The sequence below is a fragment of the Streptomyces sp. NPDC002513 genome, assembly GCF_053595355.1.
The window spans coordinates 53361-76118 of sequence record NZ_JBSFXK010000015.1 but is presented as its reverse complement, the minus strand read 5'-3'; the positions used below and the strand labels follow the sequence as shown (position 1 = coordinate 76118).

At 68.5% G+C, this 22758-nt stretch carries 23 protein-coding genes; 11 read left to right on the top strand and 12 right to left on the bottom strand.

What is annotated here, in order from left to right:
- Positions 1–18: 18 nt before the first annotated feature.
- Complete coding sequence (locus ACWD5Q_RS13495; RefSeq protein WP_451427128.1) at positions 19–1527, top strand: glycosyltransferase family 87 protein; 1509 nt, start codon at positions 19–21, stop codon at positions 1525–1527.
- An 80-nt stretch (positions 1528–1607) separates the two neighbouring features.
- Here ACWD5Q_RS13495 and ACWD5Q_RS13490 read toward each other — a convergent pair whose 3' ends face one another.
- The 3 genes from ACWD5Q_RS13490 to ACWD5Q_RS13480 form a co-directional block, all read right to left on the bottom strand.
- Positions 1608–2639: an alanine racemase gene (locus ACWD5Q_RS13490; RefSeq protein WP_451427127.1), complete on the bottom strand. Its 1032-nt coding sequence runs from the start codon at positions 2637–2639 to the stop codon at positions 1608–1610.
- 117 nt (positions 2640–2756) lie between these two features.
- Positions 2757–3875, bottom strand: coding sequence for a peptidoglycan bridge formation glycyltransferase FemX (femX, locus tag ACWD5Q_RS13485; protein WP_451427126.1), 1119 nt, complete (start codon positions 3873–3875; stop codon positions 2757–2759).
- A 161-nt stretch (positions 3876–4036) separates the two neighbouring features.
- A complete protein-coding gene (locus tag ACWD5Q_RS13480; RefSeq protein ID WP_451427125.1) occupies positions 4037–4357 on the bottom strand; it encodes a hypothetical protein in 321 nt (106 codons plus the stop codon).
- 305 nt (positions 4358–4662) lie between these two features.
- On the opposite strand from ACWD5Q_RS13480, the gene rpsF reads away from it, so the two are divergent.
- The 4 genes from rpsF (at position 4663) to rplI (ending at position 6390) form a co-directional block, all read left to right on the top strand.
- Positions 4663–4953 carry a 30S ribosomal protein S6 gene (gene rpsF / locus ACWD5Q_RS13475; protein ID WP_014673750.1) on the top strand — a complete coding sequence of 97 codons (291 nt, stop codon included), beginning with the start codon at positions 4663–4665 and terminating at the stop codon, positions 4951–4953.
- A 75-nt stretch (positions 4954–5028) separates the two neighbouring features.
- On the top strand, positions 5029–5607 hold the full coding sequence (locus tag ACWD5Q_RS13470; RefSeq protein ID WP_451427124.1) for a single-stranded DNA-binding protein: 579 nt from the start codon (positions 5029–5031) through the stop codon (positions 5605–5607).
- An 81-nt stretch (positions 5608–5688) separates the two neighbouring features.
- Positions 5689–5925 carry a 30S ribosomal protein S18 gene (rpsR, locus tag ACWD5Q_RS13465; protein WP_008746874.1) on the top strand — a complete coding sequence of 79 codons (237 nt, stop codon included), beginning with the start codon at positions 5689–5691 and terminating at the stop codon, positions 5923–5925.
- Between the two features lie 18 nt (positions 5926–5943).
- Positions 5944–6390 carry a 50S ribosomal protein L9 gene (gene rplI / locus ACWD5Q_RS13460; RefSeq protein ID WP_451427123.1) on the top strand — a complete coding sequence of 149 codons (447 nt, stop codon included), beginning with the start codon at positions 5944–5946 and terminating at the stop codon, positions 6388–6390.
- Positions 6391–6538: 148 nt separating this feature from the next.
- On the opposite strand, the gene ACWD5Q_RS13455 is transcribed toward rplI, so the two are convergent.
- A complete protein-coding gene (locus tag ACWD5Q_RS13455) occupies positions 6539–7876 on the bottom strand; it encodes an MATE family efflux transporter (RefSeq protein WP_451427122.1) in 1338 nt (445 codons plus the stop codon).
- A gap of 458 nt (positions 7877–8334) precedes the next feature.
- On the opposite strand from ACWD5Q_RS13455, the gene dnaB reads away from it, so the two are divergent.
- From dnaB to ACWD5Q_RS13440, 3 genes are all read left to right on the top strand, one after another.
- Positions 8335–9810 (top strand): replicative DNA helicase, encoded by a 1476-nt coding sequence (dnaB, locus tag ACWD5Q_RS13450; protein ID WP_451427121.1) that lies wholly within the window; start codon positions 8335–8337, stop codon positions 9808–9810.
- 337 nt (positions 9811–10147) lie between these two features.
- Positions 10148–10927 carry a class I SAM-dependent methyltransferase gene (locus ACWD5Q_RS13445; protein WP_451427120.1) on the top strand — a complete coding sequence of 260 codons (780 nt, stop codon included), beginning with the start codon at positions 10148–10150 and terminating at the stop codon, positions 10925–10927.
- Between the two features lie 568 nt (positions 10928–11495).
- On the top strand, positions 11496–12881 hold the full coding sequence (locus ACWD5Q_RS13440) for a serine hydrolase domain-containing protein (protein ID WP_451427119.1): 1386 nt from the start codon (positions 11496–11498) through the stop codon (positions 12879–12881).
- A 111-nt stretch (positions 12882–12992) separates the two neighbouring features.
- On the opposite strand, the gene ACWD5Q_RS13435 is transcribed toward ACWD5Q_RS13440, so the two are convergent.
- Together ACWD5Q_RS13435 and ACWD5Q_RS13430 are read right to left on the bottom strand one after the other, a co-directional pair.
- The gene (locus tag ACWD5Q_RS13435; RefSeq protein WP_451427118.1) at positions 12993–13445 is read right to left on the bottom strand and encodes an N-acetyltransferase family protein; all 453 of its coding nucleotides are present in this window, start codon (positions 13443–13445) and stop codon (positions 12993–12995) included.
- 9 nt (positions 13446–13454) lie between these two features.
- Positions 13455–13958 carry a MarR family winged helix-turn-helix transcriptional regulator gene (locus ACWD5Q_RS13430; protein ID WP_451427117.1) on the bottom strand — a complete coding sequence of 168 codons (504 nt, stop codon included), beginning with the start codon at positions 13956–13958 and terminating at the stop codon, positions 13455–13457.
- 140 nt (positions 13959–14098) lie between these two features.
- Here ACWD5Q_RS13430 and ACWD5Q_RS13425 point away from each other — a divergent pair, with 140 nt between their 5' ends.
- Positions 14099–15307: an MFS transporter gene (locus tag ACWD5Q_RS13425; protein WP_451427116.1), complete on the top strand. Its 1209-nt coding sequence runs from the start codon at positions 14099–14101 to the stop codon at positions 15305–15307.
- Positions 15308–15418: 111 nt separating this feature from the next.
- On the opposite strand, the gene ACWD5Q_RS13420 is transcribed toward ACWD5Q_RS13425, so the two are convergent.
- Positions 15419–16285 carry a GNAT family N-acetyltransferase gene (locus ACWD5Q_RS13420; protein ID WP_451427115.1) on the bottom strand — a complete coding sequence of 289 codons (867 nt, stop codon included), beginning with the start codon at positions 16283–16285 and terminating at the stop codon, positions 15419–15421.
- A 600-nt stretch (positions 16286–16885) separates the two neighbouring features.
- Between ACWD5Q_RS13420 and ACWD5Q_RS13415 the strand changes: the two genes are divergently transcribed.
- Positions 16886–18511 carry a globin domain-containing protein gene (locus ACWD5Q_RS13415; protein WP_451427114.1) on the top strand — a complete coding sequence of 542 codons (1626 nt, stop codon included), beginning with the start codon at positions 16886–16888 and terminating at the stop codon, positions 18509–18511.
- Between the two features lie 47 nt (positions 18512–18558).
- Here ACWD5Q_RS13415 and ACWD5Q_RS13410 read toward each other — a convergent pair whose 3' ends face one another.
- From ACWD5Q_RS13410 to ACWD5Q_RS13390, 5 genes are all read right to left on the bottom strand, one after another.
- On the bottom strand, positions 18559–19041 hold the full coding sequence (locus ACWD5Q_RS13410; protein WP_451427113.1) for an NUDIX domain-containing protein: 483 nt from the start codon (positions 19039–19041) through the stop codon (positions 18559–18561).
- A 131-nt stretch (positions 19042–19172) separates the two neighbouring features.
- The gene (locus ACWD5Q_RS13405; RefSeq protein WP_451427112.1) at positions 19173–20078 is read right to left on the bottom strand and encodes a LysR family transcriptional regulator; all 906 of its coding nucleotides are present in this window, start codon (positions 20076–20078) and stop codon (positions 19173–19175) included.
- Between the two features lie 258 nt (positions 20079–20336).
- On the bottom strand, positions 20337–21491 hold the full coding sequence (locus tag ACWD5Q_RS13400; protein ID WP_451427111.1) for a cystathionine gamma-lyase: 1155 nt from the start codon (positions 21489–21491) through the stop codon (positions 20337–20339).
- Entirely contained in the window at positions 21488–21979 is a 492-nt protein-coding gene (locus ACWD5Q_RS13395; protein ID WP_451427110.1) for a low molecular weight protein-tyrosine-phosphatase, read from the bottom strand. Before ACWD5Q_RS13395 ends, ACWD5Q_RS13400 begins: the two co-directional genes overlap by 4 nt.
- 9 nt (positions 21980–21988) lie before the next feature.
- Complete coding sequence (locus ACWD5Q_RS13390; RefSeq protein WP_451427109.1) at positions 21989–22369, bottom strand: phage holin family protein; 381 nt, start codon at positions 22367–22369, stop codon at positions 21989–21991.
- Between the two features lie 59 nt (positions 22370–22428).
- Here ACWD5Q_RS13390 and ACWD5Q_RS13385 point away from each other — a divergent pair, with 59 nt between their 5' ends.
- Positions 22429–22746 (top strand): cupin domain-containing protein, encoded by a 318-nt coding sequence (locus tag ACWD5Q_RS13385; protein ID WP_054236468.1) that lies wholly within the window; start codon positions 22429–22431, stop codon positions 22744–22746.
- The last annotated feature ends 12 nt before the right edge of the window (positions 22747–22758 follow it).

Below are 22758 nucleotides of genomic sequence, written 5' to 3'. Positions count from 1 at the left end.
TGCGGCAGGATGGCCCCCATGCCCAGTGCAGAGACGACGCGAGCGAGTGTCCACGAGCCGGACGTGGTGCGGCCGACCCGGGAGGACGAGGTCGCCGCGGCCGGGAGCGAGCTGATCGGCGGTCCCATCGGGCGACGCGCACGGCTTGGGACGTCCTGGTGGACTCCCGTACGGGTCGTGGCGCTCGTCGCGATCGGCCTGTTCGCCCTCGGTATGGTCCAGAAGCTGCCCTGTTACGACAGCGGCTGGTTCTTCGGCGCCAGCTCGCAGTACACGCACGCGTGCTACTCGGACATCCCGCACCTCTACCAGGGCCGAGGCTTCGCCGACGGGCTCGTGCCCTACTTCGACAAGCTCCCCGGCGACATGAACTACCTGGAGTACCCGGTACTCACCGGTGTGTTCATGGAGGTCGCCTCCTGGCTGACACCGGGGAGCGGCACGCTCCAGTCCCGGGAGCAGACCTACTGGATGGTCAACGCCGGGATGCTCCTGGTGTGCGCCGTGGTCATCGCGGTCTGCGCCGCGCGGATCCACCGCCGGCGGCCCTGGGACGGCCTTCTGGTCGCCCTCGCACCCGCCTTCGCGCTGACGGCGACCATCAACTGGGATCTGCTCGCCGTGGCCCTGCTGGCCGTCGCGATGCTGATGTGGTCACGTGGCCGCGCCCTGGCCTTCGGCATCCTGGTGGGGCTCGCCACGGCCGCCAAGTTCTATCCGTTCCTGGTGCTCGGACCGCTCCTCGTGCTGTGCTGGCGGGCCGGCAAGTGGCGGGAGTTCTCGACCGCCGTGCTGGGCGCCGTGGGGGCGTGGCTCGTGGTCAACGTGCCGGTGATGTTCCTCGCGCCGCAAGGCTGGTCGAAGTTCTACAGCTTCAGCAAGGAGCGCGGGGTCGACTTCGGATCGGTCTTCCTGTTCGTCTCGCGCTGGTTCACCATCGACATCTCCGCGGACACGGCCAACGCCTGGGCGATGGTCATGATGGTCGGCGTCTGCGCGGGCATCGCGGCCATCACGCTGTCGGCCCCGCGCCGCCCGCGTTTCGCGCAGCTCGCGTTTCTGATCGTCGCGGCGTTCATCCTCACCAACAAGGTCTACTCGCCGCAGTACGTGCTGTGGCTGATCCCCCTCGCCGCGCTGGCCCGGCCGCGCTGGCGGGACTTCCTGATCTGGCAGGCCTGCGAGGTGGCGTACTTCCTGGGGATCTGGATGTACCTCGCGTACACGACCAGCGGAGACGCCCACAAGGGCCTGCCATCCGACGGGTACCAGGTCGTCGTCGCCGTCCACCTGCTGGGGACGCTCTATCTGTGTGCCATCGTCGTGCGGGACATCTTCATGCCGGAACGGGACGTGGTGCGCCGGGCCGGTGACGACGACCCGTCCGGCGGTGTACTGGACGGAGCGGAGGACGTCTTCGTGCTGGGGCCCGTGGACCATCCGCCGCGGCACATGGCGCACTTCGAGGGGCCGCCCGTGGAGTGGGGCAGCCGGGACACGGAGTCCCCGAAGGACGGTTCGCTCTGAGCGAACAGGTCTTGGGGCCGTCATGCAAAGGCCGTACACGGATTTTCCGTGTACGGCCTTGGTGCTGTTGCGCCCGGGGGTCAGCGGTCGACGAGCCGGTCGAACTGGGTCGTGGTGTGCCGCAGATGGGCCACCAGTTCGTCGCCCACCTTCGGCTCCGTGGCGTCCGCGGGGACGAACAGGATCGAGACCTGCATATGGGGCGGCTCGGCGAACCAGCGCTGCTTGCCCGCCCAGACGAACGGAGAAAGATTCCGGTTCACCGTCGCGAGGCCGGCCCGCGCGACGCCCTTGGCGCGCGGCATGACGCCGTGCAGGGCCTTGGGAGCCTCCAGACCCACCCCGTGGGACGTTCCGCCCGCCACGACGACCAGGAAGCCGTCTGAGGCCGCCTTCTGCTGCCGGTAGCCGAAGCGTTCGCCCTTGGCGACCCGCGTGACGTCCAGGACCGCCCCGCGGTACTCGGTCGCCTCGTGGTCCCCCAGCCACAGCCGGGTGCCTATGCGAGCCCGGAAGCGGGTCTGCGGGAACTGCTGCTGCAGGCGGGCCAGCTCCTCCGCCTTGAGGTGGCTGACGAACATCGTGTGCAGCGGCAGCCGGGCCGCGCGCAGTCGGTCCATCCACCCGATGACCTCCTCGACGGCGTCCGAGCCGTCGGTGCGGTCGAGCGGGAGGTGGATGGCGAAGCCCTCGAGCCGGATGTTCTCTATGGCCTGGTGCAGCTGCGGCAGGTCCTGCTCGCTCACCCCGTGCCGTTTCATCGAGGACATCACCTCGATGACCACACGGGCCCCCACGAGCCCGTACACGCCGTCCACCGACGACACCGACCGGATGACGCGGTCCGGCAGCGGTACCGGTTCCTCACCGCGCCGGAACGGCGTCAGCACGAGCAGGTCGCCCCCGAACCAGTCCTTGATCCGGGCCGCCTCGTACGTCGTGCCCACGGCCAGGACGTCCGAGCCCAGCCGCGTGGCCTCTTCCGCCAGCCGCTCGTGGCCGAAGCCGTAGCCGTTGCCCTTGCAGACCGGGACGAGCCCCGGGAACTGCTCCTGGACGTGCTTGTGGTGTGCCCGCCAGCGCGCGGTGTCGACGTAGAGCGTGAGCGCCATGGCCGGTCCCGGAACCTTTCTCGTGGCTGCCGTGTGTCAGAGATCTGAGAGGGGAATTGTGATGGATCCGCCGAGCCGACGGGCCGGTGCCGGACTGCTCGGCGACCGGCTCCGGCGTCAGCGGCGCGACATGTAGATGTCGAGCGCCTTGTGGAGCAGCTTGTTCAGCGGGAAGTCCCACTCGCCGAGATATTCGGCGGCCTGTCCGCCCGTGCCCACCTTGAACTGGATCAGGCCGAAGAGGTGGTCGCTCTCGTCCAGCGAGTCGGAGATGCCGCGCAGGTCGTAGACGGTCGCGCCGAGCGCGTAGGCGTCGCGCAGCATCCGCCACTGCATCGCGTTGGAGGGACGGAACTCACGGCCGATGTTGTCGGAGGCGCCGTAGGAGTACCAGACGTGTCCGCCGACGATCAGCATCGTCGCCGCCGACAGGTTGACCCCGTTGTGCCGGGCGAAGTAGAGCCGCATGCGGTTGGGGTCCTCGGTGTTGAGGGCCGTCCACATGCGCTGGAAGTACGACAGTGGGCGGGGCCGGAAGTGGTCGCGCACGGCCGTGATCTCGTAGAGCCGCTGCCATTCATCGAGGTCGTGGTAACCGCCCTGGACGACCTCGACACCCGCCTTCTCGGCCTTCTTGATGTTGCGGCGCCACAGCTGGTTGAAGTTCTTGTGGACTTCTTCCAGGGAACGGTTGGCGAGCGGCACCTGGTAGACGTAGCGGGGCTGTACGTCGCCGAACCCGGCGCCGCCGTCCTCACCCTGCTGCCAGCCCATGCGGCGCAGCTTGTCGGCCACCTCGAAGGCGCGCGGCTCGATGAAGTCGGCCTCGATGTCGCGCAGACGCTTGACATCGGGGTCCTGGATGCCCTGCTTGATGGAGTTGGCCTCCCAGCGCCGGATGATGACCGGCGGGCCCATCTTCACGGAGAACGCGCCCTGCTGCTTCAGATGCGCGAGCATCGGCTGGATCCAGTCGTCCAGGTTCGGCGCGAACCAGTTGATGACCGGGCCCTCGGGAAGGTACGCGAGATAGCGCTTGATCTTGGGCAGCTGGCGGTACAGCACCAGCCCGGCGCCCACCATGTCGCCGTTCTTGTCGAACCAGCCGAGGCTCTCGGAGCGCCACTCCGCCTTGACGTCTGCCCAGGCCGGGACCTGCATGTGGCTCGCCGCCGGCAGGCTCTGGATGTACGCCAGATGCTGCTCGCGGCTGATCGTCCTCAGGGTCAGGCTCATTCGGGGTGCTCCTCGGGCTGGTGTGTCCCCATGGGTACAGGGGCTCCGGCTCTCGCGCCGAAGCCTACTGCGCCCTGCGAGCGCCCCGTCTGGCCGTATGCAACCTGTGTGCCCATGAGGTCGCCGGCCGGCCCCGCGGCCCGGCCGGCGACCTCGCCCCCTCAGCTGCCGATGAGCCCGCCGAAGAGACCACCGTGGGCCATGCCGAGGAAGAAGCCGATGGCGGAGGCACCGAGCCCCAGGATCAGTCCGAAGCGCTGCCGGGTCGTGACGGAGATGAACTGGCCGTACGCGCCGGTGAAGATCCCCACCAGACCGGCCCAGGAACTGACCAGATGCAGGTCGTGGGAGACCAACGCCGTGATGAAGGCCAAGAGCCCGAGTGTCAGGGTCACCAGGAGAAAGGTGTCCTGGACGGGATGGGCCTTGCCGTCCGTGGCGAAGAGAGAGCCGGTGGTGTTGGGTCGCAATACCTGTGCCATGGGGCACCTCCTGCGAAAGGCGGCGCATCGTAGCGCCTTACACACCCGATGTGTACAGATTGGCGGCCTTCGCGGCCGGATTTCAACCGGAAGCTCGTGTGCGGGTACTCTGTACCGTCTGCACCGGTGTCTGCCCAGACCGAGCCGTGTCAATCGTCGGCTGACCCCGATTGTCAGTGGCGGCTGATGTACTGACCCCGATCGTCAGTGCGGCTGACGTACTGGCGGGCACTGTTGCGTACGCATCACAACCCTCCTGCCACGGAACGACCGTGGCCGCTGAGTCCGAAGGAGGTGGGTTCCACATGCGTCACTACGAGGTGATGGTCATCCTCGACCCCGATCTCGAGGAGCGCGCTGTCTCCCCGCTGATCGAGAACTTCCTTTCTGTCGTCCGTGACGGTGGCGGAAAGGTCGAGAAGGTCGACACCTGGGGCCGTCGTCGTCTCGCGTACGAGATCAAGAAGAAGCCTGAGGGCATCTACTCGGTCATCGACCTGCAGGCCGAGCCTGCGGTCGTCAAGGAGCTCGACCGCCAGATGAACCTGAACGAGTCGGTCCTCCGGACCAAGGTCCTCCGCCCCGAGACCCACTGAGCTTCCGCTCAGCTGATCTCGGGATTCGAATAGCAGCACAAGCAGCCAGCAGCAAACCCGCCGAGAGGTTCCCCCATGGCAGGCGAGACCGTCATCACGGTCGTCGGCAACCTTGTCGATGACCCCGAGCTGCGCTTCACCCCGTCCGGTGCGGCGGTCGCGAAGTTCCGCGTCGCGTCCACTCCCCGCACCTTCGACCGCCAGACGAACGAGTGGAAGGACGGCGAGAGCCTCTTCCTGACCTGCTCGGTCTGGCGTCAGGCGGCGGAGAACGTCGCCGAGTCGCTCCAGCGAGGCATGCGCGTCATCGTGCAGGGCCGGCTGAAGCAGCGGTCCTACGAGGACCGTGAGGGCGTCAAGCGCACGGTCTACGAACTCGACGTCGACGAGGTCGGCGCGAGTCTGCGCAATGCCACGGCCAAGGTCACCAAGACCGCGGCCGGCCGTGGCGGCCAGGGCGGTTACGGCGGCGGTGGCGGCCAGGGTGGCGGCGGCTGGGGCGGCGGCCCCGGTGGCGGCCAGCAGGGCGGCGCTCCGGCCGACGACCCCTGGGCGACCGGCGCTCCGGCCGGTGGCCAGGGCGGTGGCGGCTGGGGCGGCGGCTCCGGCGGCGCCGGCGGCGGTGGCGGCTACTCGGACGAGCCCCCCTTCTAGGCCTTGGTGCCGGGTCCCCGGACCCGGACGGGTCGAGGGCGGGCCGTATACCCAACTTCTTGATCACACAGGAGAAACACCATGGCGAAGCCGCCTGTGCGCAAGCCGAAGAAGAAGGTCTGCGCTTTCTGCAAGGACAAGGTCACGTACGTGGACTACAAGGACACGAACATGCTGCGGAAGTACATTTCCGACCGCGGCAAGATCCGTGCCCGCCGCGTGACCGGCAACTGCACGCAGCATCAGCGTGACGTCGCCACGGCCGTCAAGAACAGCCGTGAGATGGCGCTGCTGCCCTACACGTCCACCGCGCGCTAAGGAAAGGGTGACCGACTCATGAAGATCATCCTGACCCACGAGGTGTCCGGCCTCGGCGCCGCCGGTGACGTCGTCGACGTCAAGGACGGTTACGCTCGCAACTACCTGATCCCGCGGAAGTTCGCGATCCGCTGGACCAAGGGTGGCGAGAAGGACGTCGAGCAGATCCGTCGTGCTCGCAAGATCCACGAGATCCAGACCATCGAGCAGGCCAACCAGGTCAAGGCCCAGCTCGAGGGCGTGAAGGTCCGCCTGGCCGTCCGCTCCGGCGACTCCGGCCGTCTCTTCGGTTCCGTCACCCCGGCCGACGTCGCTTCGGCGATCAAGGCTTCCGGTGGCCCCGAGGTCGACAAGCGCCGTATCGAGCTGGGTACCCCGATCAAGACGCTGGGCGCCCACGAGACGTCTGTGCGTCTGCACCCCGAGGTGGCTGCCAAGGTCAGCATCGAGGTCGTCGCGGCCTGACGCCGCGCTCGGTTCGAGCAGGTGAGAAAGGGCCGTACCCCGCCGGGGTGCGGCCCTTTCCTCATGGTCAGGGGAAGGTTTCTGTCCGGCGGGAGTCTGGAGGGCGGCGTTTCACGTGAAACAGCACGACGTCAGGTCCCGGACTCGCTCAGCGGGTCGCTCCCGTCACGATCCAGCGGCCCGAACGGGAACGCAGCCACAGCGTGACCATCCGCACGGTCATCATCAGCGTCATCGCCGCCCACAGCGCGGTGAGCCCGCCGCCGAGGACCGGGACCAGCAGGGCCACAGGAGCGAAGACGGCCAGGGTCAGCAACATCGCCCAGGCGAGATAGGGGCCGTCGCCCGCGCCCATCAGGACGCCGTCCAGCACGAAGACGATGCCGCAGACGGGCTGGGAGAGCGTCACGAGCACCAGAGCGGGCAGGGCCGTGCGGTGGACGGCCGTGTCGCTGGTGAACAACGGCAGAAAGAGCGGACGCGCCACGAGAACCAGCAGTCCAAGGGCCAGACCGGCGGAGATTCCCCACTGGACCATACGGCGACAGGCTTCCCGGGCGCCCTGTGCGTCGCCTGCGCCGAGATACCGCCCGATGATGGCCTGCCCGGCGATGGCGATCGCGTCCAGGGCGAAGGCGAGCAGACTCCACAGCGAGAGAATGATCTGGTGTGCGGCGATGTCCGCGTCGCCGAGCCGCGCGGCGACGGCCGTGGCGATCAACAGAATCGCCCGCAGCGAGAGCGTGCGCACCAGCAGGGGTACTCCCGCCTGTGCACTGGCCCGTATGCCCGCCGCATCCGGTCGCAGTGAGGCACCGTGCCGTCGGGCACCGCGGACGACGACATACAGATAGGCGCCGGCCATGCCGCACTGGGCGATGACGGTGCCCCAGGCGGAGCCGGCGATCCCCAGACCTGCCCCGTAGACGAGGCCGGCGTTGAGAGCCGCGTTGGCGACGAAACCGGCGACGGCGACATACAGCGGTGTCCTTGTGTCCTGTAGGCCCCGCAGTACGCCGGTCGAGGCGAGCACGACCAGCATGGCGGGAACACCGAGCATGGAGATTCTCAGATAGGTCGTCGCAAAGGGGGCGGCCGTCTGCGAGGCGCCGAACAGTTCCACGATGCCGGGTGCCGTGGGGAGCACGGCGGCGACGGCGGTCACCCCGATCAGCAGCGCCAGCCAGATGCCGTCCATGCCCTGGCGGATGGCGGCCCGCAGATCGCCCGCACCCACGCGGCGGGCGACGGCGGCCGTGGTGGCGTAGGCGAGGAAGACGAAGACGCTCACCGTGGTGGTCAGGAGTGCCGAGGCGACGCCGAGTCCGGCCAGTTGAGCGGTGCCGAGATGGCCGACGATCGCGCTGTCGGCCATCACGAAGAGAGGCTCTGCCACGAGTGCGCCGAAGGCCGGAACGGCCAAGCCGATGATCTCCCGGTCATGACGGCGTCGGGTGGCGCCGGGTGGCGCGGGAGTCTGTGTCATGGCCACCAATCTAATCGTCCACAGGTAAGTGATGCAATGTGTCTGTGCTCCTTACCATTGTGTGCGCGGGGTGAGGTCCGGTGTCCCCTTCGCGGTGATCTTGATTCCGCCGGGCAAGTTTTTCTTCTGCACAGGCGGTGGACGGGAAAGTCGCAGGTCAAATGTGGTGCCCTGGATCAGTTGAGGGCTTGTTCACAGGGCTGTCCACCGTGTCGTGCACAGGTTTTGCGGAGTTCTCCACAGCATCGGGGCCGTCGTCCACATGGCCTGTGGATAACCAGATTGGCTGACGCTGCCGACAGGCCTAACGTGGTGCGGCGCCCGCTTCCCGTCCGCCTTTGGAAAGTACGCGAAAAGTCGCGTTTGAACCGGAGCAGGGCTTCTCGCTTTGTCAGTGTCGTGCCCTAGAAATGAGGGGCACGGCGAGGTCCGCGTGGCGGACGGGAGGAGGCGGCCCGGTGAGCATTTCCGAGCCCTTGGACGATCCGTGGGCCGACAGCGGTCCCAGTGATCGTGTCCCCGCCTCTCGCCGGGGCCGTGACGGCGGCAGAGGCCGCGACGAGCAGCACGACCGCGGTGACGACGGTGGTGGCTGGGACGGCGCAGGCTCCTCCTTCGAGCGCGTCCCGCCGCAGGACCTGGACGCCGAGCAGTCGGTCCTCGGCGGCATGCTCCTGTCCAAGGACGCGATCGCCGATGTCGTCGAGGTCCTCAAGGGCCATGACTTCTACCGGCCCGCGCACGAGACGATCTACCAGGCCATCCTCGACCTGTACGCGAAGGGCGAGCCGGCCGACCCCATCACGGTCGCCGCCGAGCTGACCAAGCGGGGCGAGATCACCAAGGTCGGCGGCGCCCCGTATCTGCACACCCTGGTGCAGACGGTCCCGACCGCGGCGAACGCCGAGTACTACGCGCAGATCGTGCACGAGCGCGCGGTCCTGCGGCGGCTGGTCGAGGCAGGCACGCGCATCACCCAGATGGGGTACGCGGCCGACGGCGACATCGACGAGATCGTCAATACCGCCCAGGCCGAGATCTTCGCGGTCACCGAGCAGCGGACGGCAGAGGACTATCTGCCGCTCAGCGAGATCATGGAGGGCGCGCTCGACGAGATCGAGGCGATCGGTTCACGCTCGGGGGAGATGACTGGTGTGCCGACCGGCTTCACCGACCTCGACCAGCTCACCAACGGTCTGCACCCCGGCCAGATGATCATCATCGCGGCCCGCCCCGCCATGGGTAAGTCGACGCTGGCCCTGGACTTCGCCCGAGCGGCGTCCATCAAGCACAACCTGCCGAGCGTGATCTTCTCGCTTGAAATGGGCCGCAACGAGATCGCGATGCGTCTGCTGTCTGCCGAGGCACGCGTGGCACTGCACCACATGCGGTCCGGCACGATGACGGACGAGGACTGGACCCGTCTCGCGCGCCGCATGCCGGACGTCTCGGCCGCGCCCCTCTACATCGACGACTCGCCGAACCTGTCGATGATGGAGATCCGCGCCAAGTGCCGCCGGCTCAAGCAGCGCAACGACCTGAAGCTGGTCATCATCGACTATCTGCAGCTGATGCAGTCCGGCTCCAAGCGGTCCGAGAGCCGGCAGCAGGAGGTCTCCGATATGTCGCGAAACCTGAAGCTGCTGGCCAAGGAGCTGGAGCTGCCGGTGATCGCGCTCTCACAGCTCAACCGAGGCCCCGAACAGCGGACGGACAAGAAACCGATGGTGTCCGATCTGCGTGAGTCCGGCTCGATCGAGCAGGACGCCGACATGGTCATCCTGCTGCACCGCGAGGACGCCTACGAGAAGGAATCGCCGCGCGCGGGCGAGGCGGACATCATCGTCGGCAAGCACCGTAACGGCCCGACAGCCACGATCACGGTCGCCTTCCAGGGCCACTACTCCCGCTTTGTGGACATGGCCCAGACCTGAGCCGCCGACCTGTAGGGTCTCGCATTTCGTGGCGGAATCTCGTGGATCTTGGCGGGGCGGTGGCGGATACGCCATCGAGCTGAGATTCGGAAGGGGAGCGCGACGGTTCTACCCCGATGTGAGGGTGCCCTGCCCCGACCATGTTGCCATCGGGTCGTCAGAACCTGGCGTTGGGTGGGCTCAGTCGATCGCTCAGGAGGAAGCCTCGCGCGGCGACGACAGCGGTGATCGGCGTTCAGAGCCTTCTTCGAGATTTCTGCCCACAGCGATCGGTCGTCCGTGAGGCTGTTCCGTCCGATTGGCGGTCGGCATAGTGCACTCATGACTGTGGACTTCAGTGGCGAGGTGGCCGAGCACTACGCGAGGTTCCGGCGGGGCTACCCGGAGCAAGTTCTCGATCTCCTGCAGGAGTTACTTTGCGCTGTCACCGGACGACAGTGTCCTTGACCTCGGATGCGGCACCGGGCAGCTTGCCATCCCGCTCGCTTCCCGAGTCCGAGCGGTTATCGGCATGGACCCTGAACCCGACATGCTTCGCCTCGCTCGTGACTCCGCCGGCGAGCGGGGAGTTGACAACGCCACCTGGGTTCTCGGCGCGGATACTGACGTCCCCGCCCTGGGCACGCTGCTCGGGCACGAGTCACCCCTTGCGATGACCGTCGTTGGGCAGGCCCTCCACTGGATGCGGCACGATGAACTGTTCAGGAATTTGTTTCCGCGGTTTCGCGCAGGTGGGGGCATCGCTGTGATCGCGAATGGAGCGCCCCTGTGGTTGCAGGATTCCGCCTGGTCACACGCTCTGCGGAGATGCCTGGAGCACCACTTCGACACCAAGCTGACCGCATCGTGCGGCACCGCTGAGAAGGACCGGCTCCGGTATGCACAAGCTCTCGAAGACGCAGGCTTCTCAGACGTGCAGAGCACAGCGGTCTCCTACACCGACGAGCTGACCTTCGACCAGATCATCGGCGGACTCTACTCAGCGATCCCCGCAGAACAGCTACCGGCAGCTGCCCAACGGCCGGCGTTCGAGGAACGTATCCGGCAGGGGTTGCCAGACGACGCGCGATTCACCGAGCAGGTCCACGTCTCCGTGCTCGTTGGCCGGACTGGCTGACGAAGCGGGCAGTGGCCGCAGGCTGAGGAAACGCCACAAGAATGAGACGGCGACTGCGTGCCGCGACGTGAGACGCCCCGCAGAGCGTGAGGTCAGCGTGATGCCCTATGCCACGAGCCGCGAGATCCTACACCGACCTGTCGGATCTGGTGCCGGCTCTCTCGCCCGGCTTGATGCTGAAGGAGACGTCATCCAGCACTATGTGGTCGTCGTAGCGGCGGGTGATGTTCTGAAGAGACAGCTGTGTGGTAAGCACCAAGTCCCCTGTTCTCGGCCGGGCCGTTCGGCGCGGGTGGATGGGCGCAGCCGCGCACGCCAGAGCCACTCCGCGGCTCGCCGGACAGGCGGCATCACGGGGGGAGCGAAAGCGCGGACGAGAACGCGCGACGGCGGAGCCGAGCTCAACGCGGTCGCACGGGGGCTGTCACAGGGAACCCATGCGCAGCACCGTAGGCGGGGAATGTGTGCGCCTGCAAGCCATTTACTCGGTGGGGCGGCAGCAGGTGCGAGGGAAGACTCCGAAGAAATGCACTCGACGTGGGATTCCGTGCCGGGTGGACTGGGTGTCATGACGACATCGCAGGAAGAACTGCTCCCCGCCACGCGGCGGGCTCTGCTGCATCGCATCGCCGTGGCGCAGGCCGAGGGACGGGCGCCGTCCCTGGTCGCCGCGGTCGTCCGGGACGGCCGGATGGTGTGGCACGGCTCGCGCACCTCTGTGGACGGCCATGCCCCGGATGAGAACGTGCAGTACCGGATCGGCTCGATCACCAAGACCTTCACCGCGGTCCTCGTTCTGCGGCTGCGCGACGAGGGCGTTCTGGACCTCGGCGATCCGCTGGAGAAGTATCTGCCCGGCACGGGGGCGGGGGAGGCGACCCTTGCCGAACTGCTCGCACACACGGGCGGACTTGCGGCCGAGTCACCCGCGCCGTGGTGGGAACGCACACCCGGCGCGCTGCGTCCGACCCTCACGGATGTGCTCGGTCAGCAGCCGCTCCTGCATGGGACCGGGCGGCGGTTCCACTATTCGAACCCCGGCTACACCCTGCTGGGGGCGCTGGTCGAGGAGCTGCGAGGTGCCCCGTGGGAGGAGGTCCTCCGGCGTGAATTGCTCGAACCCCTGGGCCTGCATCGGACGAGTGCGCGTCCGCAGGCACCGCACGCCGGGGGCTGGGCGGTGCATCCCTGGGCCGATGTCCTGCTGCCCGAACCGGCCGAAGACCTCGGTCTGATGGCCCCGGCCGGGCAACTCTGGTCCACCACGGGGGATCTGGCGCGCTTCGCCGCCTTTCTGGTCAAGGGCGACGACCGGGTGCTGAGCGCCGAGTCGCTTCTGGAGATGCGCACTCCGGCGGCCCCGCCCGAGGCCGCGGACGTGGCGGCCGGGTATGCCTACTGCCTGGGGCTGGAGATCCGGCGCTCGGGTGAACGGCTCCTCGTCGGGCACACGGGCTCTCTGCCGGGCTTTCTCGCGTGCCTCACCCTCAGCGTGGAGGACGATGTCGCCGCCGTCGTCCTGGCCAACTGCACCTCCGGCCCGCAGTTGTCGGTCGTGGGCGCCGATCTCGTCCGTATCGTGGCCGAGGCCGAACCCAGGACCCCCGAGCCTTGGCGCCCGCTGAAGGACGTCGATCCGTCCGTAGGGGAGCTGGCTGGGCAGTGGTACTGGGGCACGTATGGCTTCGCCCTGCGGTTCACGGCGGACGGGCTCGCCTCGCTGGGACCGCTGTCCGGCGTCGGCCGACGCTCGCGGTTCCGGGCGAACGGTGACGGCACATGGACGGGGCTGGAAGGCTACTACGCGGGAGAGCGGCTGACGGCCGTACGGCGCCCGGACGGGTCCGTGAGCCATCTGGACCTCGGATCGTTCGTGTTCACGCGTCAGCCGTATGACGAAAGCGCTCCGGTGCCCGGCGGGGTGGACCCGGAGGGATGGCGGGGGATCGGTTAGGCGCGGTTCCTCGGCAACATCATCGGGCAGGGGTCCTGTTTCACGTGAAACAGGACCTTTCGCGTTGTCCGGCCAGCCGGGGCACGGCTGGTCCGGCCGGGGCACCGCCGTTCAGAGCTGGATCTTGAAGCCCACGTGCGAGGCCACGAAGCCCAGACGTTCGTAGAAGCGGTGGGCGTCGGTGCGACGGGTGTCGGAGGTGAGCTGGACCAACTGGCAGTTCAGACGCCGGGATTCCTCGATGGCCCACTCGATGAGCCGGGTGCCGAGGCCATTGCCGCGCTCATCGGCGTGGATGCGTACCGCTTCGATGATCGAGCGGGTCGTACCCTTGCGGGACAGCCCGGCGATGACCGTGAGCTGAAGGGTGCCGACGACGCGTCCGTCCCGAACGGCGACCATCAGATGCTGGTTCGGATCGCTGTTCACCCGGTCCAGTGCGGCCAGGTAGGGCGTCAGGTCGTCCGGCGACTCCCGCTGGGTGCCGAGCGGATCGTCCGCGAGCAGGGCGACGATCGCGGGGATGTCGTCCGTGACGGCGCGCCGAATCTCAAGATCTCCCATATCGGCAGCCTACGTGGGGCCGAGCGCTCCGGAGGAGGCAGGGAGCAGGCGGTTCCAGGTGGGCAAGTTCAGTGACTCGACCACACGGACAAGGGGCTCCAGTTCCGGGTTCTCCGCCGCCTCGTCGAGTGCCTCGCGCAGCGCGGCGTCATTGGTGGGGCGGGCCTCTTCGAGGAGCTTGAGCCCGGTCTCACTGACGTTGGTGTAGATGCCGCGGCGGTCGGTGGTGCAGAGATAGCGCGCGAGCAGTCCACGGTCCTCGAGCCGGGTGACCAGCCGGGTGGTGGCGCTCTGACTGAGGACCACGGCATCGGCAACCTGCTTCATCTGCAGCATGCCGCCCACACCGTTGTGCTGCCGGCTCAGCACGTCGAGCAGGGAGTACTCCCGCACGCTCAGTTCGTGCTTGGCCTGCAGGGCACGCTCGATATGGGCCTCGATTCTCCCGTGCAGCAGGGAGAGGGCGCACCAGCCCTGAGCGAGGGCGGTGAGCGCGGGGTCCGTCGCTGTCATGGCGTTCTCCTCCATCCCGGAGCGGCTGCCGTCCAGGATAGAACACCATCGCAATAGACCGCTATTGCTTATAGCCCGCGTCTGCAACTATTGTGGAGGGTGCACAGCGCTCATGCAGTCGTTCGGAAGGTGCAGCCCGCATGCCTCTCGCGCTTCTGGCCCTCGCCATCGGGGCCTTCGGAATCGGAACCACAGAATTCGTGATCATGGGAGTGCTGCCCGAGGTGGCGGGCGACTTCGGGGTCTCCATCCCCACCGCCGGACTGCTCGTGACCGGCTATGCCCTGGGGGTGATGTTCGGCGCCCCGGTCATGACCGCGCTCGGCACCAGGGTTTCCCGCAAGCGGATGCTGATGCTGTTGATGGGCCTGTTCATCATCGGCAACCTGCTCTCCGCCATCGCTCCTGTCTTCGCGCTGATGCTGGTGGGCCGGGTGGTGGCCTCTCTGGCCCACGGCGCGTTCTTCGGCATCGGCTCGGTGGTCGCCGCCGAACTGGTCGCCCCGCAGAAGAAGGCCGGCGCCATCTCGATGATGTTCAGCAGTCTGACCGTCGCCAACGTCGTCGGGGTCCCGCTCGGCACGCTCATCGGGCAGACGGCGGGCTGGCGGATCACCTTCGCGCTCGTCGCCGCGCTGGGTGTGCTCGGACTGCTCGGAGTCGCGAAGCTCGTGCCCGAGATGCCCAGGCCGGAGGGCGTACACCTGCGCCATGAGCTGGCCGCCTTCAAGAATGCGCAGGTGCTGCTCGCCATGGCGATGACCGTGCTCGGCTTCGGCGGAGTGTTCGCGGCCATCACCTACATCGCGCCGATGATGACCCATGTGGCCGGCTTCGCCGGGGGCTCGGTCACCTGGCTGCTGGTCCTCTTCGGCCTCGGCATGGTCGGCGGCAACCTCATCGGCGGCCGGTACGCAGACCGTGCGCTGATGCCGATGTTGTACGTGTCGCTCGGCGGACTCGCCATCGTGCTCGCGCTGTTCACGATCACCGCGCACCACAAGGTTCTCGCCGCGCTCACCATCGTGCTGATCGGCGCCCTTGGGTTTGCGACCGTGCCTCCGCTGCAGAAGCGGGTCCTGGACCACGCGCACGGCGCCCCGACCCTCGCCTCGGCCGCGAACATCGGCGCCTTCAACCTGGGCAACGCCCTGTCGGCCTGGCTCGGCGGCATCGTCATCGCTGCCGGCCTCGGCTACACCGCCCCGAACTGGGTCGGTGCCCTTCTCGCCGTGGCCGCTCTGGTGCTCGCGTTCTTCTCGGCCGCCCTGGAGCGCCGGGAGACGGCCTCGGGCATCGCCGAGACGGGAGGGGCGTCGAGCGGACGGCAGGCCCCTGTGCACCGTTGAGCGGGTCCGCCGCCGAGAGCCTGAACGCGTGACTGTGAGAGGCGCGCGTTCCGTGTGGACGGGACATGCCTCCGACTGACTGTCGGAGGCATGCGTTTCGTCCGGACGGGTTCAACCCGCCGCCACTGTCACCGGAGCGAAGCGCCGCGTCCAGTCGCCGGGCAGATCCGGGATCCCGTACGTCATGACCGTGTTCATGCCGACGGAGGCAAGCCCATGGTCCTTCAGCCAGGTCAGCAGGTCCTCGTGCCGCACGTCGACGTCCGTGCGCAGCGGGCGGTCGGTGTGGGCGGCAAGAGACGCGACGAGTGCCTTGGCCGTTTCCGTGTCACGGGCGATGAGCGGGCCCACGACATGCGTGCCCACATTGGGCCAGGCGGCCGCGTATCCGGTGATCCGTCCGTCCTCCTCGGCGACGCGCAACTGGTCGGCGAAGGCGGGCAGCCGGGTGATCACATGGGTGCGGTCGGCGCCGAAGACCTCCTCGTCGAGCCCGACGAGCGTGGCGAGGTCTTCCGCAGTGGCCGGGCGGGTGAGGACGGGGGACGGCGGTCCACCGGCCGTGAAGTGCCCCAGCACCATCTCCGAGCTACCGATGGCCTTGAAACCGAGTTCCTCGTAGAGGGGTCGGCCGTAGGGGGTCGCGTACAGCGTGAGGGGGGCGGCGTCCATGTCCGCCACCACATGACGCATCAGCCGACGGCCCACACCCTGGCGTGCGTGCCGCTGGGCGACGAGCACCATGCCGATGCCGCAGAGATCCGGACGGGACCGCGATCCGTACTGCGTCACGACACAGGCCGCGACAAGTCCGCCCTCGGGATCGTCGATGCCGTACCCCTTGCCGGCGGCCAGGAGCAGGCCCCATTTGTGTTCCTCCCGGGGCCACCCCCGATCCTCGGACAAGTCGGCGCAGGCGTTGAGATCGCGGGGCGTCAGGCGGCGGATGGGCAGAGCGCTGAGGGGAGGTGTCGACACGCAGGTCAGGCTGTCCGACAGGGGCCATCGACGTCCACCAGTTTGCTTCTGAACGCACACTCTTTTGGCCATGTCATGCCCCAACACCGCACAGGAGCAGGCGTTTCACGTGAAACAGCGAGAGACCGGATCGGGATCGCTCCGGAACGGATCCCATGAATGGGTACGGCGCGCACAGTGGTTGAGGACATTGTCCGTGGGGACGGCCGTCCCTTGGCGGTAGCCCAAGGGGATACTTGTGTGTGGGACTGTGGCCGGTATGGTCGAGTCCGGTTCGCGTCCGGTGTGATGTGCGTACGTTCTGCGGGGCGCGAACGCAGGCCGATGCAGCCTAACGGGACGGAGAGGTCGAAGGCCCGCATTTTCTGTTACGCGGCCGGGCGGAGGTCCGGAGTGCGATGCTGCGGTCTGAGTGCTGCGGCCAATGTCACACTCTCGCCTTACTTGTCCGTACACAGCGGGAACGTGGGTTGAATGGGGCCGCATTGACACTCAGGGACGGAACAGGGAAGAGAAGCAAGGCCCCTGGCGCGGAGACTGACGCCCGCCGACGGGGGAAGTGCGCAGACCGACCTAAAGATGTTCGAGGCGAGGCACACCATGGACGCTCCGACCACCACGTCGGCCGACGAGGGCACCTCCGGTGGCAGCGGCGGGGGCGGCTGGTTCACGCCCCGCAAGACCCCCCAGGCGCCCCCGAACGGAGAACCGGAGACACCCGAGGGCAGCCGCCTGGCGGCGATGCGTCCTGTCGGCCGGCAGACCCCGGGTGAGAACACCGACCAGGCGCGAATACGCCGTCCCGCGCCGGCGACGGCTCCTCCGGCACACCACGCCACCGAACCTGAACCATCCCACGAGGCGGCCGCCCCGGCTGCTCCCCCGAACGAGCCGACGCGCGGCGTCTCCCAGGAGGACGGCGATCCCACCGCTTCCGGCCCCGTCGGAGCCCCTCAGACCGCTCCCGCCGAGTCGGCCTTCGTCTCCCCGCGACAGACACCGGTCGAGGCCGTCCCCGTCCGGTCGGCTCCCGAGAGCCCGCAGGGCGATGGCCGCTCCGAACCCCCGATCTCCGCGCAGCGACCGGCCCCCGAACCCCAGGCGTCCCCCGACGCCGTGCTGATCCGGCGCACCATGGCCGAGGCCGGACCCATCGCCGACAAGGTCACCTCCTACTTCTACGCGCTGCTCTTCGTACGCCACCCCGACCTGCGGTCGCTGTTCCCCGCTGCGATGGACACGCAGCGGGACCGGCTGCTCAAGGCGCTGCTCACCGCCGCGGAGCACATCGACAACCCCGAGGTCCTGGTCGCGTATCTGCAGAACCTCGGCCGTGGGCACCGCAAGTACGGCACCCGGGCCGAGCACTATCCGGCCGTCGGGGAGTGCCTCATCGGGGCGCTGAGCAAGTACGCCTCCGCGATCTGGGACGACGAGACCGAGGCCGCTTGGGTGCGGGCGTACACGACCATCTCCCAGGTGATGATCGACGCGGCGGCCGAGGACGAGTTGCGCGCCCCGGCCTGGTGGTACGCGGAGGTCGTCTCGCATGAGCTCCGGACCCCGGACATCGCGGTGATCACGGTCCGCCCCGACCAGCCGTACCCGTTCCTGGCCGGTCAGTACACGAGCCTGGAGACCCCGTGGTGGCCGCGGATATGGCGCCACTACTCCTTCGCCTCGGCACCACGCTCCGACGGACTGCTCGCCTTCCATGTGAAGGCGGTCCCGGCGGGCTGGGTGTCCAACGCTCTGGTCCACCGGGCCCGCCCCGGCGACATCATCCGGCTCGGCCCGCCCGCCGGCTCGATGACCGTCGACCACACCACGGACAGCGGACTGCTCTGCGTAGGCGGCGGCACCGGCATCGCGCCCATCAAGGCCCTGGTCGAGGATGTCGCCGAGCACGGTGAACGGCGCCGGGTCGAGGTCTTCTACGGTGCCCGCACCGGCCACGACCTGTACGACATCGACACCATGCTCCGGCTGCAGCAGAACCACCCCTGGCTCTCGGTCCGCCCGGTCGTCGACGAGCAGGCACGCGTCCAGTTGCCGGACGTCATACGCGAGTACGGACCGTGGAACGAGTACGACGTGTATCTCTCGGGCCCGCCCGGCATGATCCGCAGAGGTGTGGACGCACTCCGCAACGTCGGTGTCCCGTCGGACCGCATCCGCCATGACGCGGTGGAGGAACTGGTCCTGGCCGGCGTGCAGGACTCGTAGGCCCGGCCCTCCCGGGTGTGCCCCTCAGGACGGTCCGGTACGGGGTGTCAGCCCAGGTCGGGGGCGTGCATCGCGCGTACTCCCTCGATGTTCCCGTCCAGGTAGTGCCGCAGTGACAGCGGTACGAGATGGACGGACGCGATACCGACGCGTGTGAAGGGCACCCGTACGATCCGGTACTCGCCGGCCGGCTCCTCGACCTCGGGGCCATGCCGCAGGCGCTCGTCCATGGACTCGAGGCGGCAGACGAAGAAGTGCTGGACCTTCACGCCCGTCGCCCCGCCGCTCTCACCGATGTGCTCGACCGTGTCCACGAAGCAGGGGACCACATCGATGATCTTGGCCCCGAGTTCCTCGTGCACTTCGCGGTGGAGCGCGTCGACCACGGTCGCGTCCGTCGGCTCGACCCCGCCGCCCGGGGTGACCCAGTAGGGATCGACTCCGGGTTTGGTCCGCTTGATCAGAATCAGGTCGTCACCATCCAGCAGGATGGCGCGGGCAGTGCGCTTGACCACGGGGCGAACGGTCATGGGTGAAATGTGGCCCAGCCCGTTCCACGTGAAACATCCCGCACTCCACATGGCGCCGAACCCAGCGTGAACAGCGGGTGGACCCGGTGCGGGGGTCGCGGCGGCGGACCACGCCGTCCCCGCCCTCGGTCTCAGCCCCAGGCGGCCGCGGTCCGCAGAAGCCACTCATGGGCACGAGCGATATGGGGCAGGGCGAGTGTCCCGGTGCGGACCACGAGGAGGTACGTCCGCAGCGGGGGCACCGCCGGTTCGTGAAGGGCCACGACTTCGCCCCGCTCCAGCGCGGAGGCGCAGAGGTAGCGCGGAAGCACGGCGAGCCCGGCTCCGGTGGCGGTACAGGCGAGAACCGCCCGCAGGTCGGGGACGACGACCGCGCCGGAGGCGGCGGGCCGGGAGTCGAAGACGGCGGCCCAGTAGCGGGAGACGAAGGGCAGCGACTCGTGCACCTCGACGACCGGAAGGTTCTCCAGCGGATGTGCGCCCCTGCGGCGCACCGTGCCGGGGCCGATGCGGGGAACCCAGCGGGGGGCCGCGACCAGGACGTGCTCCTCGTCGCAGAGGGGGGTCGCCGTGAGCAGGGCCCCCCGGGGCCGCGTCGTGGTGATGGCCAGGTCGTGGTGCCCGGCGGCAAGTCCATCCAGCGTCTCTTCGGCGTTGCCGAAGGAGGCGCGGAGGGCCAGCCCCCGGCCGTCCTCGCCGGTCAGCTCGGCCAGCGCGGGCAGGGCACGTTCGGCGATGAATTCCGGCGGTCCCGCCAGATGGAGTGTCCGCAGCGTCGAGTGCTCGTCGAGGCCGGTCTCGGCGATCTCGACCAGGGCGTCCAGATGAGGTGCGGCCTTGTGCGCGAGCTCGTCGCCGATGGAGGTGGGAGTCACCCCGCGGGCCTGGCGCAGGAAGAGGGGCCGTCCCAGCTGCCGTTCGAGGGCGCGTATCTGGGAGGTGACCGCCGGCTGCGAGAGGCCGAGCAGTGCCGCGGCACGGGTGAAGGAACCGGCCCGGTGCACCGTCACGAAGGTGCGCAGCAGGGCCAGATCCATGGTGCTCCCTCCCGGCCCGGCGCCCCGCGACCACGCCCAACTATAAATAAGTCGATAGGTCTCTGTCGCTACTGTGATTGGACACTGACACAGAGTCAACTAACCTTGTTCGCGCGGTTCTTCGCACGCGGAACCGGGACGGTCCGAGCCACGAGGGGGGAGGCTCGGACCGTCCGTTGCACGGCGAAGAGCCCCCCGGAGACCGCTGCGCCCCTGGACGGGCGGAGCCGGGGCCCGGGGACGCAGCGCAGGACGTGATCAATCCGCCGATTCGTCGAGTGCACGCAGCACGTCGGCCACCAGGTCCGCGGGGTCCTCGGCGCCGACGGAGAGGCGGATGAAACCCTCCGGGACCGCGTCGCCGCCCCACCGTCCACGCCGCTCGGCGGTGGACCGCACCCCTCCGAAACTGGTCGCGTCGTCAACGATGCGGAGTGCGTCCAGGAAACGGTCGGCACACGCGCGCGTGCGCAGCGAGAACGACACCACGCATCCGAAGCGCCGCATCTGCTGCGCGGCGATCTTGTGCGAGGGGTCGTCGGGCAGCCCCGGATACCGCAGCCCCGTCACCTCGGCCCGGCCACGCAGCGCCTCGGCGACCGCGCGCGCGTTGGCCGACTGCCGGTCCGCGCGCAGTTGCAGAGTGGCCAGCGAGCGGTGCGCGAGCCAGGCCTCCATGGGACCAGGGATCGCTCCGACGATCTTGCGCCAGCGCCGCACAGCGGCCATCAGCTCGGCATTCCCGGACGCCACATAGCCGAGCAGGATGTCCCCGTGCCCGGTGAGCATCTTGGTGCCGCTGGCCACGGAGAAGTCGGCGCCCAGCTCCAGGGGCCGCTGGCCGAGTGGCGTCGCCAGGGTGTTGTCGACGGCGACGAGAGTGCCCTGCGCATGGGCCGCCGCCACGAGCCGCCGCACGTCGCAGACGTCGAGTCCCGGGTTCGAGGGGGTCTCGATCCACAGCAGCTTCGCGCCCTCGAGGACACCGAGCTGGGCGTCGTCACCGGTCGGCGCGGTGCGTACGGCGATGCCGTACGCGGTCAGCTGCTCGGCCACCAGCGGCAGGACCTGGTAGCCGTCCTCGGGCAGCACCACCGTGTCGCCGGCGCGTAGCTGGGAGAAGAGGACCGCAGAGATCGCGGCCATGCCGGAGGCGAAGGTGAGCGCTTCGACACCCTTCTCGCCGGGCGCCTCCAGCTCGCCGATGGCGCGCTCCAGATGTGTCCAGGTCGGGTTCTCGTCCCGACCGTAGGTGTACGGGCCGGTCGGCTCGCCGGGCAGGTGGAAGTGCGCGGCGAAGACCGGGCCCGGCAGGGTCGGCTCGTGCTTGACCGGCTCGGGCAGCCCCGCCCGCACCGCCCGCGTACCGTCGCCGATCCCCGGACCGGACGTGTCCGCGTCCCGTGGCGTCATGCTGTCCGTCCCTCCATGTGCTCGCGTACCGCGGCGAGCAGGCCGGGGCTCGCCGCCTCCACCATCTCAAGACACTCCTCGAACCCGTCCATCCCCCCGTAGTACGGGTCGGGCACATCGAGGTCGCCGTCGGCGGCCGGACCGTAGGTGCGCAGAAGTCTGACCTTGGCCTCGTCCTCGGGGGTGGGTGCGAGGCGGCGCAGGGCCTTCAGATGGCCGACGTCCAGGGCGATCACCAGATCGAGCCGGGAGAACCAGGAGGGCTGGAACTGGCGTGCGGTGTGCTCGCTGTCGTAGCCGTTCTCCGTCAGGACGGCGACGGTGCGCGGATCCGCCCCGTCCCCCTCGTGCCAGCCGCCCGTGCCCGCGCTGTCGACCTCGACCAAGCCGTCGAGACCGGCCTCCGCCACGCGGGCGCGGAAGACGGACTCCGCCATCGGTGAGCGGCAGATGTTGCCGGTGCAGACGAAACAGACGCGATAGGTCATGCGGCTCACTCAGTCCTCGTCGTCGGGCAGCACGAGGTGCAGCGCCCAGGAGACGATGGAGATGATCAGGCCGCCGAGCACGGCGGTCCAGAAGCCCTCGACATGGAAACTCAGGTTCAGTTTGCCCGCCACCCACGAGGTGAGCAGGAGCATCAGGGCGTTGACGATCAGGGTTATCAGGCCGAGCGTCAGGATGAACAACGGGAAGGTCAATACCTTTACAACCGGTTTGACCAGGAAGTTCACCAGTCCGAAGATCAGCGCGACGACAATCAGCGTGCCGATCTTCTTGCCCGTGCTCGAACCCGTCAGGGTGATCTTGTCGAGCACCCCGACGGCGACGGCCAGAGCCCCCGCGTTGGCGAGTGTCTTGACTACGAAATTCTTCATGTGTCTGATCGTGGCAGACGCGATCAGAGGCGAGTAGCGAGCAAGGGCGGGCAGGAACGATGAAGGCTTTCCGGCTGGACGAACTGGAGGCGGAGCGCGCCGCCAACGACGGCGCCTATCTGCAGTTCCTGCGGGAGCGGAACATGTCGGTCGGCCTGTACGCGCTCGACGCCGGCGACCCCGACCCGCAGAAGCCGCACCAGCAGGACGAGGTGTACTTCGTCGTCAGCGGTCGCGCCTCGATCACCGTGGGCCTGGAGACCACCCAGGTCGCACGCGGCAGCGTCGTCTACGTGCCCGCCGGCGTCGCCCACAAGTTCCACCACATCACCGAGGATCTGAGGGTTCTGGTGGTGTTCTCTCCGCCGGAGAGCTGAGCGGCGTCTCGG

Excerpts from the sequence above, each read along its gene's own strand:
- ACWD5Q_RS13405 (WP_451427112.1), bottom strand. The coding sequence starts at position 20,078 with ATGGATCTGGCCCTGCTGCGCACCTTCGTGACGGTGCACCGGGCCGGT.
- rplI (WP_451427123.1), top strand. The coding sequence starts at position 5,944 with ATGAAGATCATCCTGACCCACGAGGTGTCCGGCCTCGGCGCCGCCGGT.
- ACWD5Q_RS13495 (WP_451427128.1), top strand. The coding sequence starts at position 19 with ATGCCCAGTGCAGAGACGACGCGAGCGAGTGTCCACGAGCCGGACGTG.
- ACWD5Q_RS13470 (WP_451427124.1), top strand. The coding sequence starts at position 5,029 with ATGGCAGGCGAGACCGTCATCACGGTCGTCGGCAACCTTGTCGATGAC.
- ACWD5Q_RS13385 (WP_054236468.1), top strand. The coding sequence starts at position 22,429 with ATGAAGGCTTTCCGGCTGGACGAACTGGAGGCGGAGCGCGCCGCCAAC.
- ACWD5Q_RS13395 (WP_451427110.1), bottom strand. The coding sequence starts at position 21,979 with ATGACCTATCGCGTCTGTTTCGTCTGCACCGGCAACATCTGCCGCTCA.
- ACWD5Q_RS13400 (WP_451427111.1), bottom strand. The coding sequence starts at position 21,491 with ATGACGCCACGGGACGCGGACACGTCCGGTCCGGGGATCGGCGACGGT.
- ACWD5Q_RS13430 (WP_451427117.1), bottom strand. The coding sequence starts at position 13,958 with ATGACAGCGACGGACCCCGCGCTCACCGCCCTCGCTCAGGGCTGGTGC.
- rpsR (WP_008746874.1), top strand. The coding sequence starts at position 5,689 with ATGGCGAAGCCGCCTGTGCGCAAGCCGAAGAAGAAGGTCTGCGCTTTC.
- ACWD5Q_RS13480 (WP_451427125.1), bottom strand. The coding sequence starts at position 4,357 with ATGGCACAGGTATTGCGACCCAACACCACCGGCTCTCTCTTCGCCACG.
- ACWD5Q_RS13425 (WP_451427116.1), top strand. The coding sequence starts at position 14,099 with ATGCCTCTCGCGCTTCTGGCCCTCGCCATCGGGGCCTTCGGAATCGGA.
- femX (WP_451427126.1), bottom strand. The coding sequence starts at position 3,875 with ATGAGCCTGACCCTGAGGACGATCAGCCGCGAGCAGCATCTGGCGTAC.
- rpsF (WP_014673750.1), top strand. The coding sequence starts at position 4,663 with ATGCGTCACTACGAGGTGATGGTCATCCTCGACCCCGATCTCGAGGAG.
- ACWD5Q_RS13410 (WP_451427113.1), bottom strand. The coding sequence starts at position 19,041 with ATGACCGTTCGCCCCGTGGTCAAGCGCACTGCCCGCGCCATCCTGCTG.
- ACWD5Q_RS13440 (WP_451427119.1), top strand. The coding sequence starts at position 11,496 with ATGACGACATCGCAGGAAGAACTGCTCCCCGCCACGCGGCGGGCTCTG.
- ACWD5Q_RS13490 (WP_451427127.1), bottom strand. The coding sequence starts at position 2,639 with ATGGCGCTCACGCTCTACGTCGACACCGCGCGCTGGCGGGCACACCAC.
- ACWD5Q_RS13415 (WP_451427114.1), top strand. The coding sequence starts at position 16,886 with ATGGACGCTCCGACCACCACGTCGGCCGACGAGGGCACCTCCGGTGGC.
- ACWD5Q_RS13455 (WP_451427122.1), bottom strand. The coding sequence starts at position 7,876 with ATGACACAGACTCCCGCGCCACCCGGCGCCACCCGACGCCGTCATGAC.
- ACWD5Q_RS13390 (WP_451427109.1), bottom strand. The coding sequence starts at position 22,369 with ATGAAGAATTTCGTAGTCAAGACACTCGCCAACGCGGGGGCTCTGGCC.
- ACWD5Q_RS13435 (WP_451427118.1), bottom strand. The coding sequence starts at position 13,445 with ATGGGAGATCTTGAGATTCGGCGCGCCGTCACGGACGACATCCCCGCG.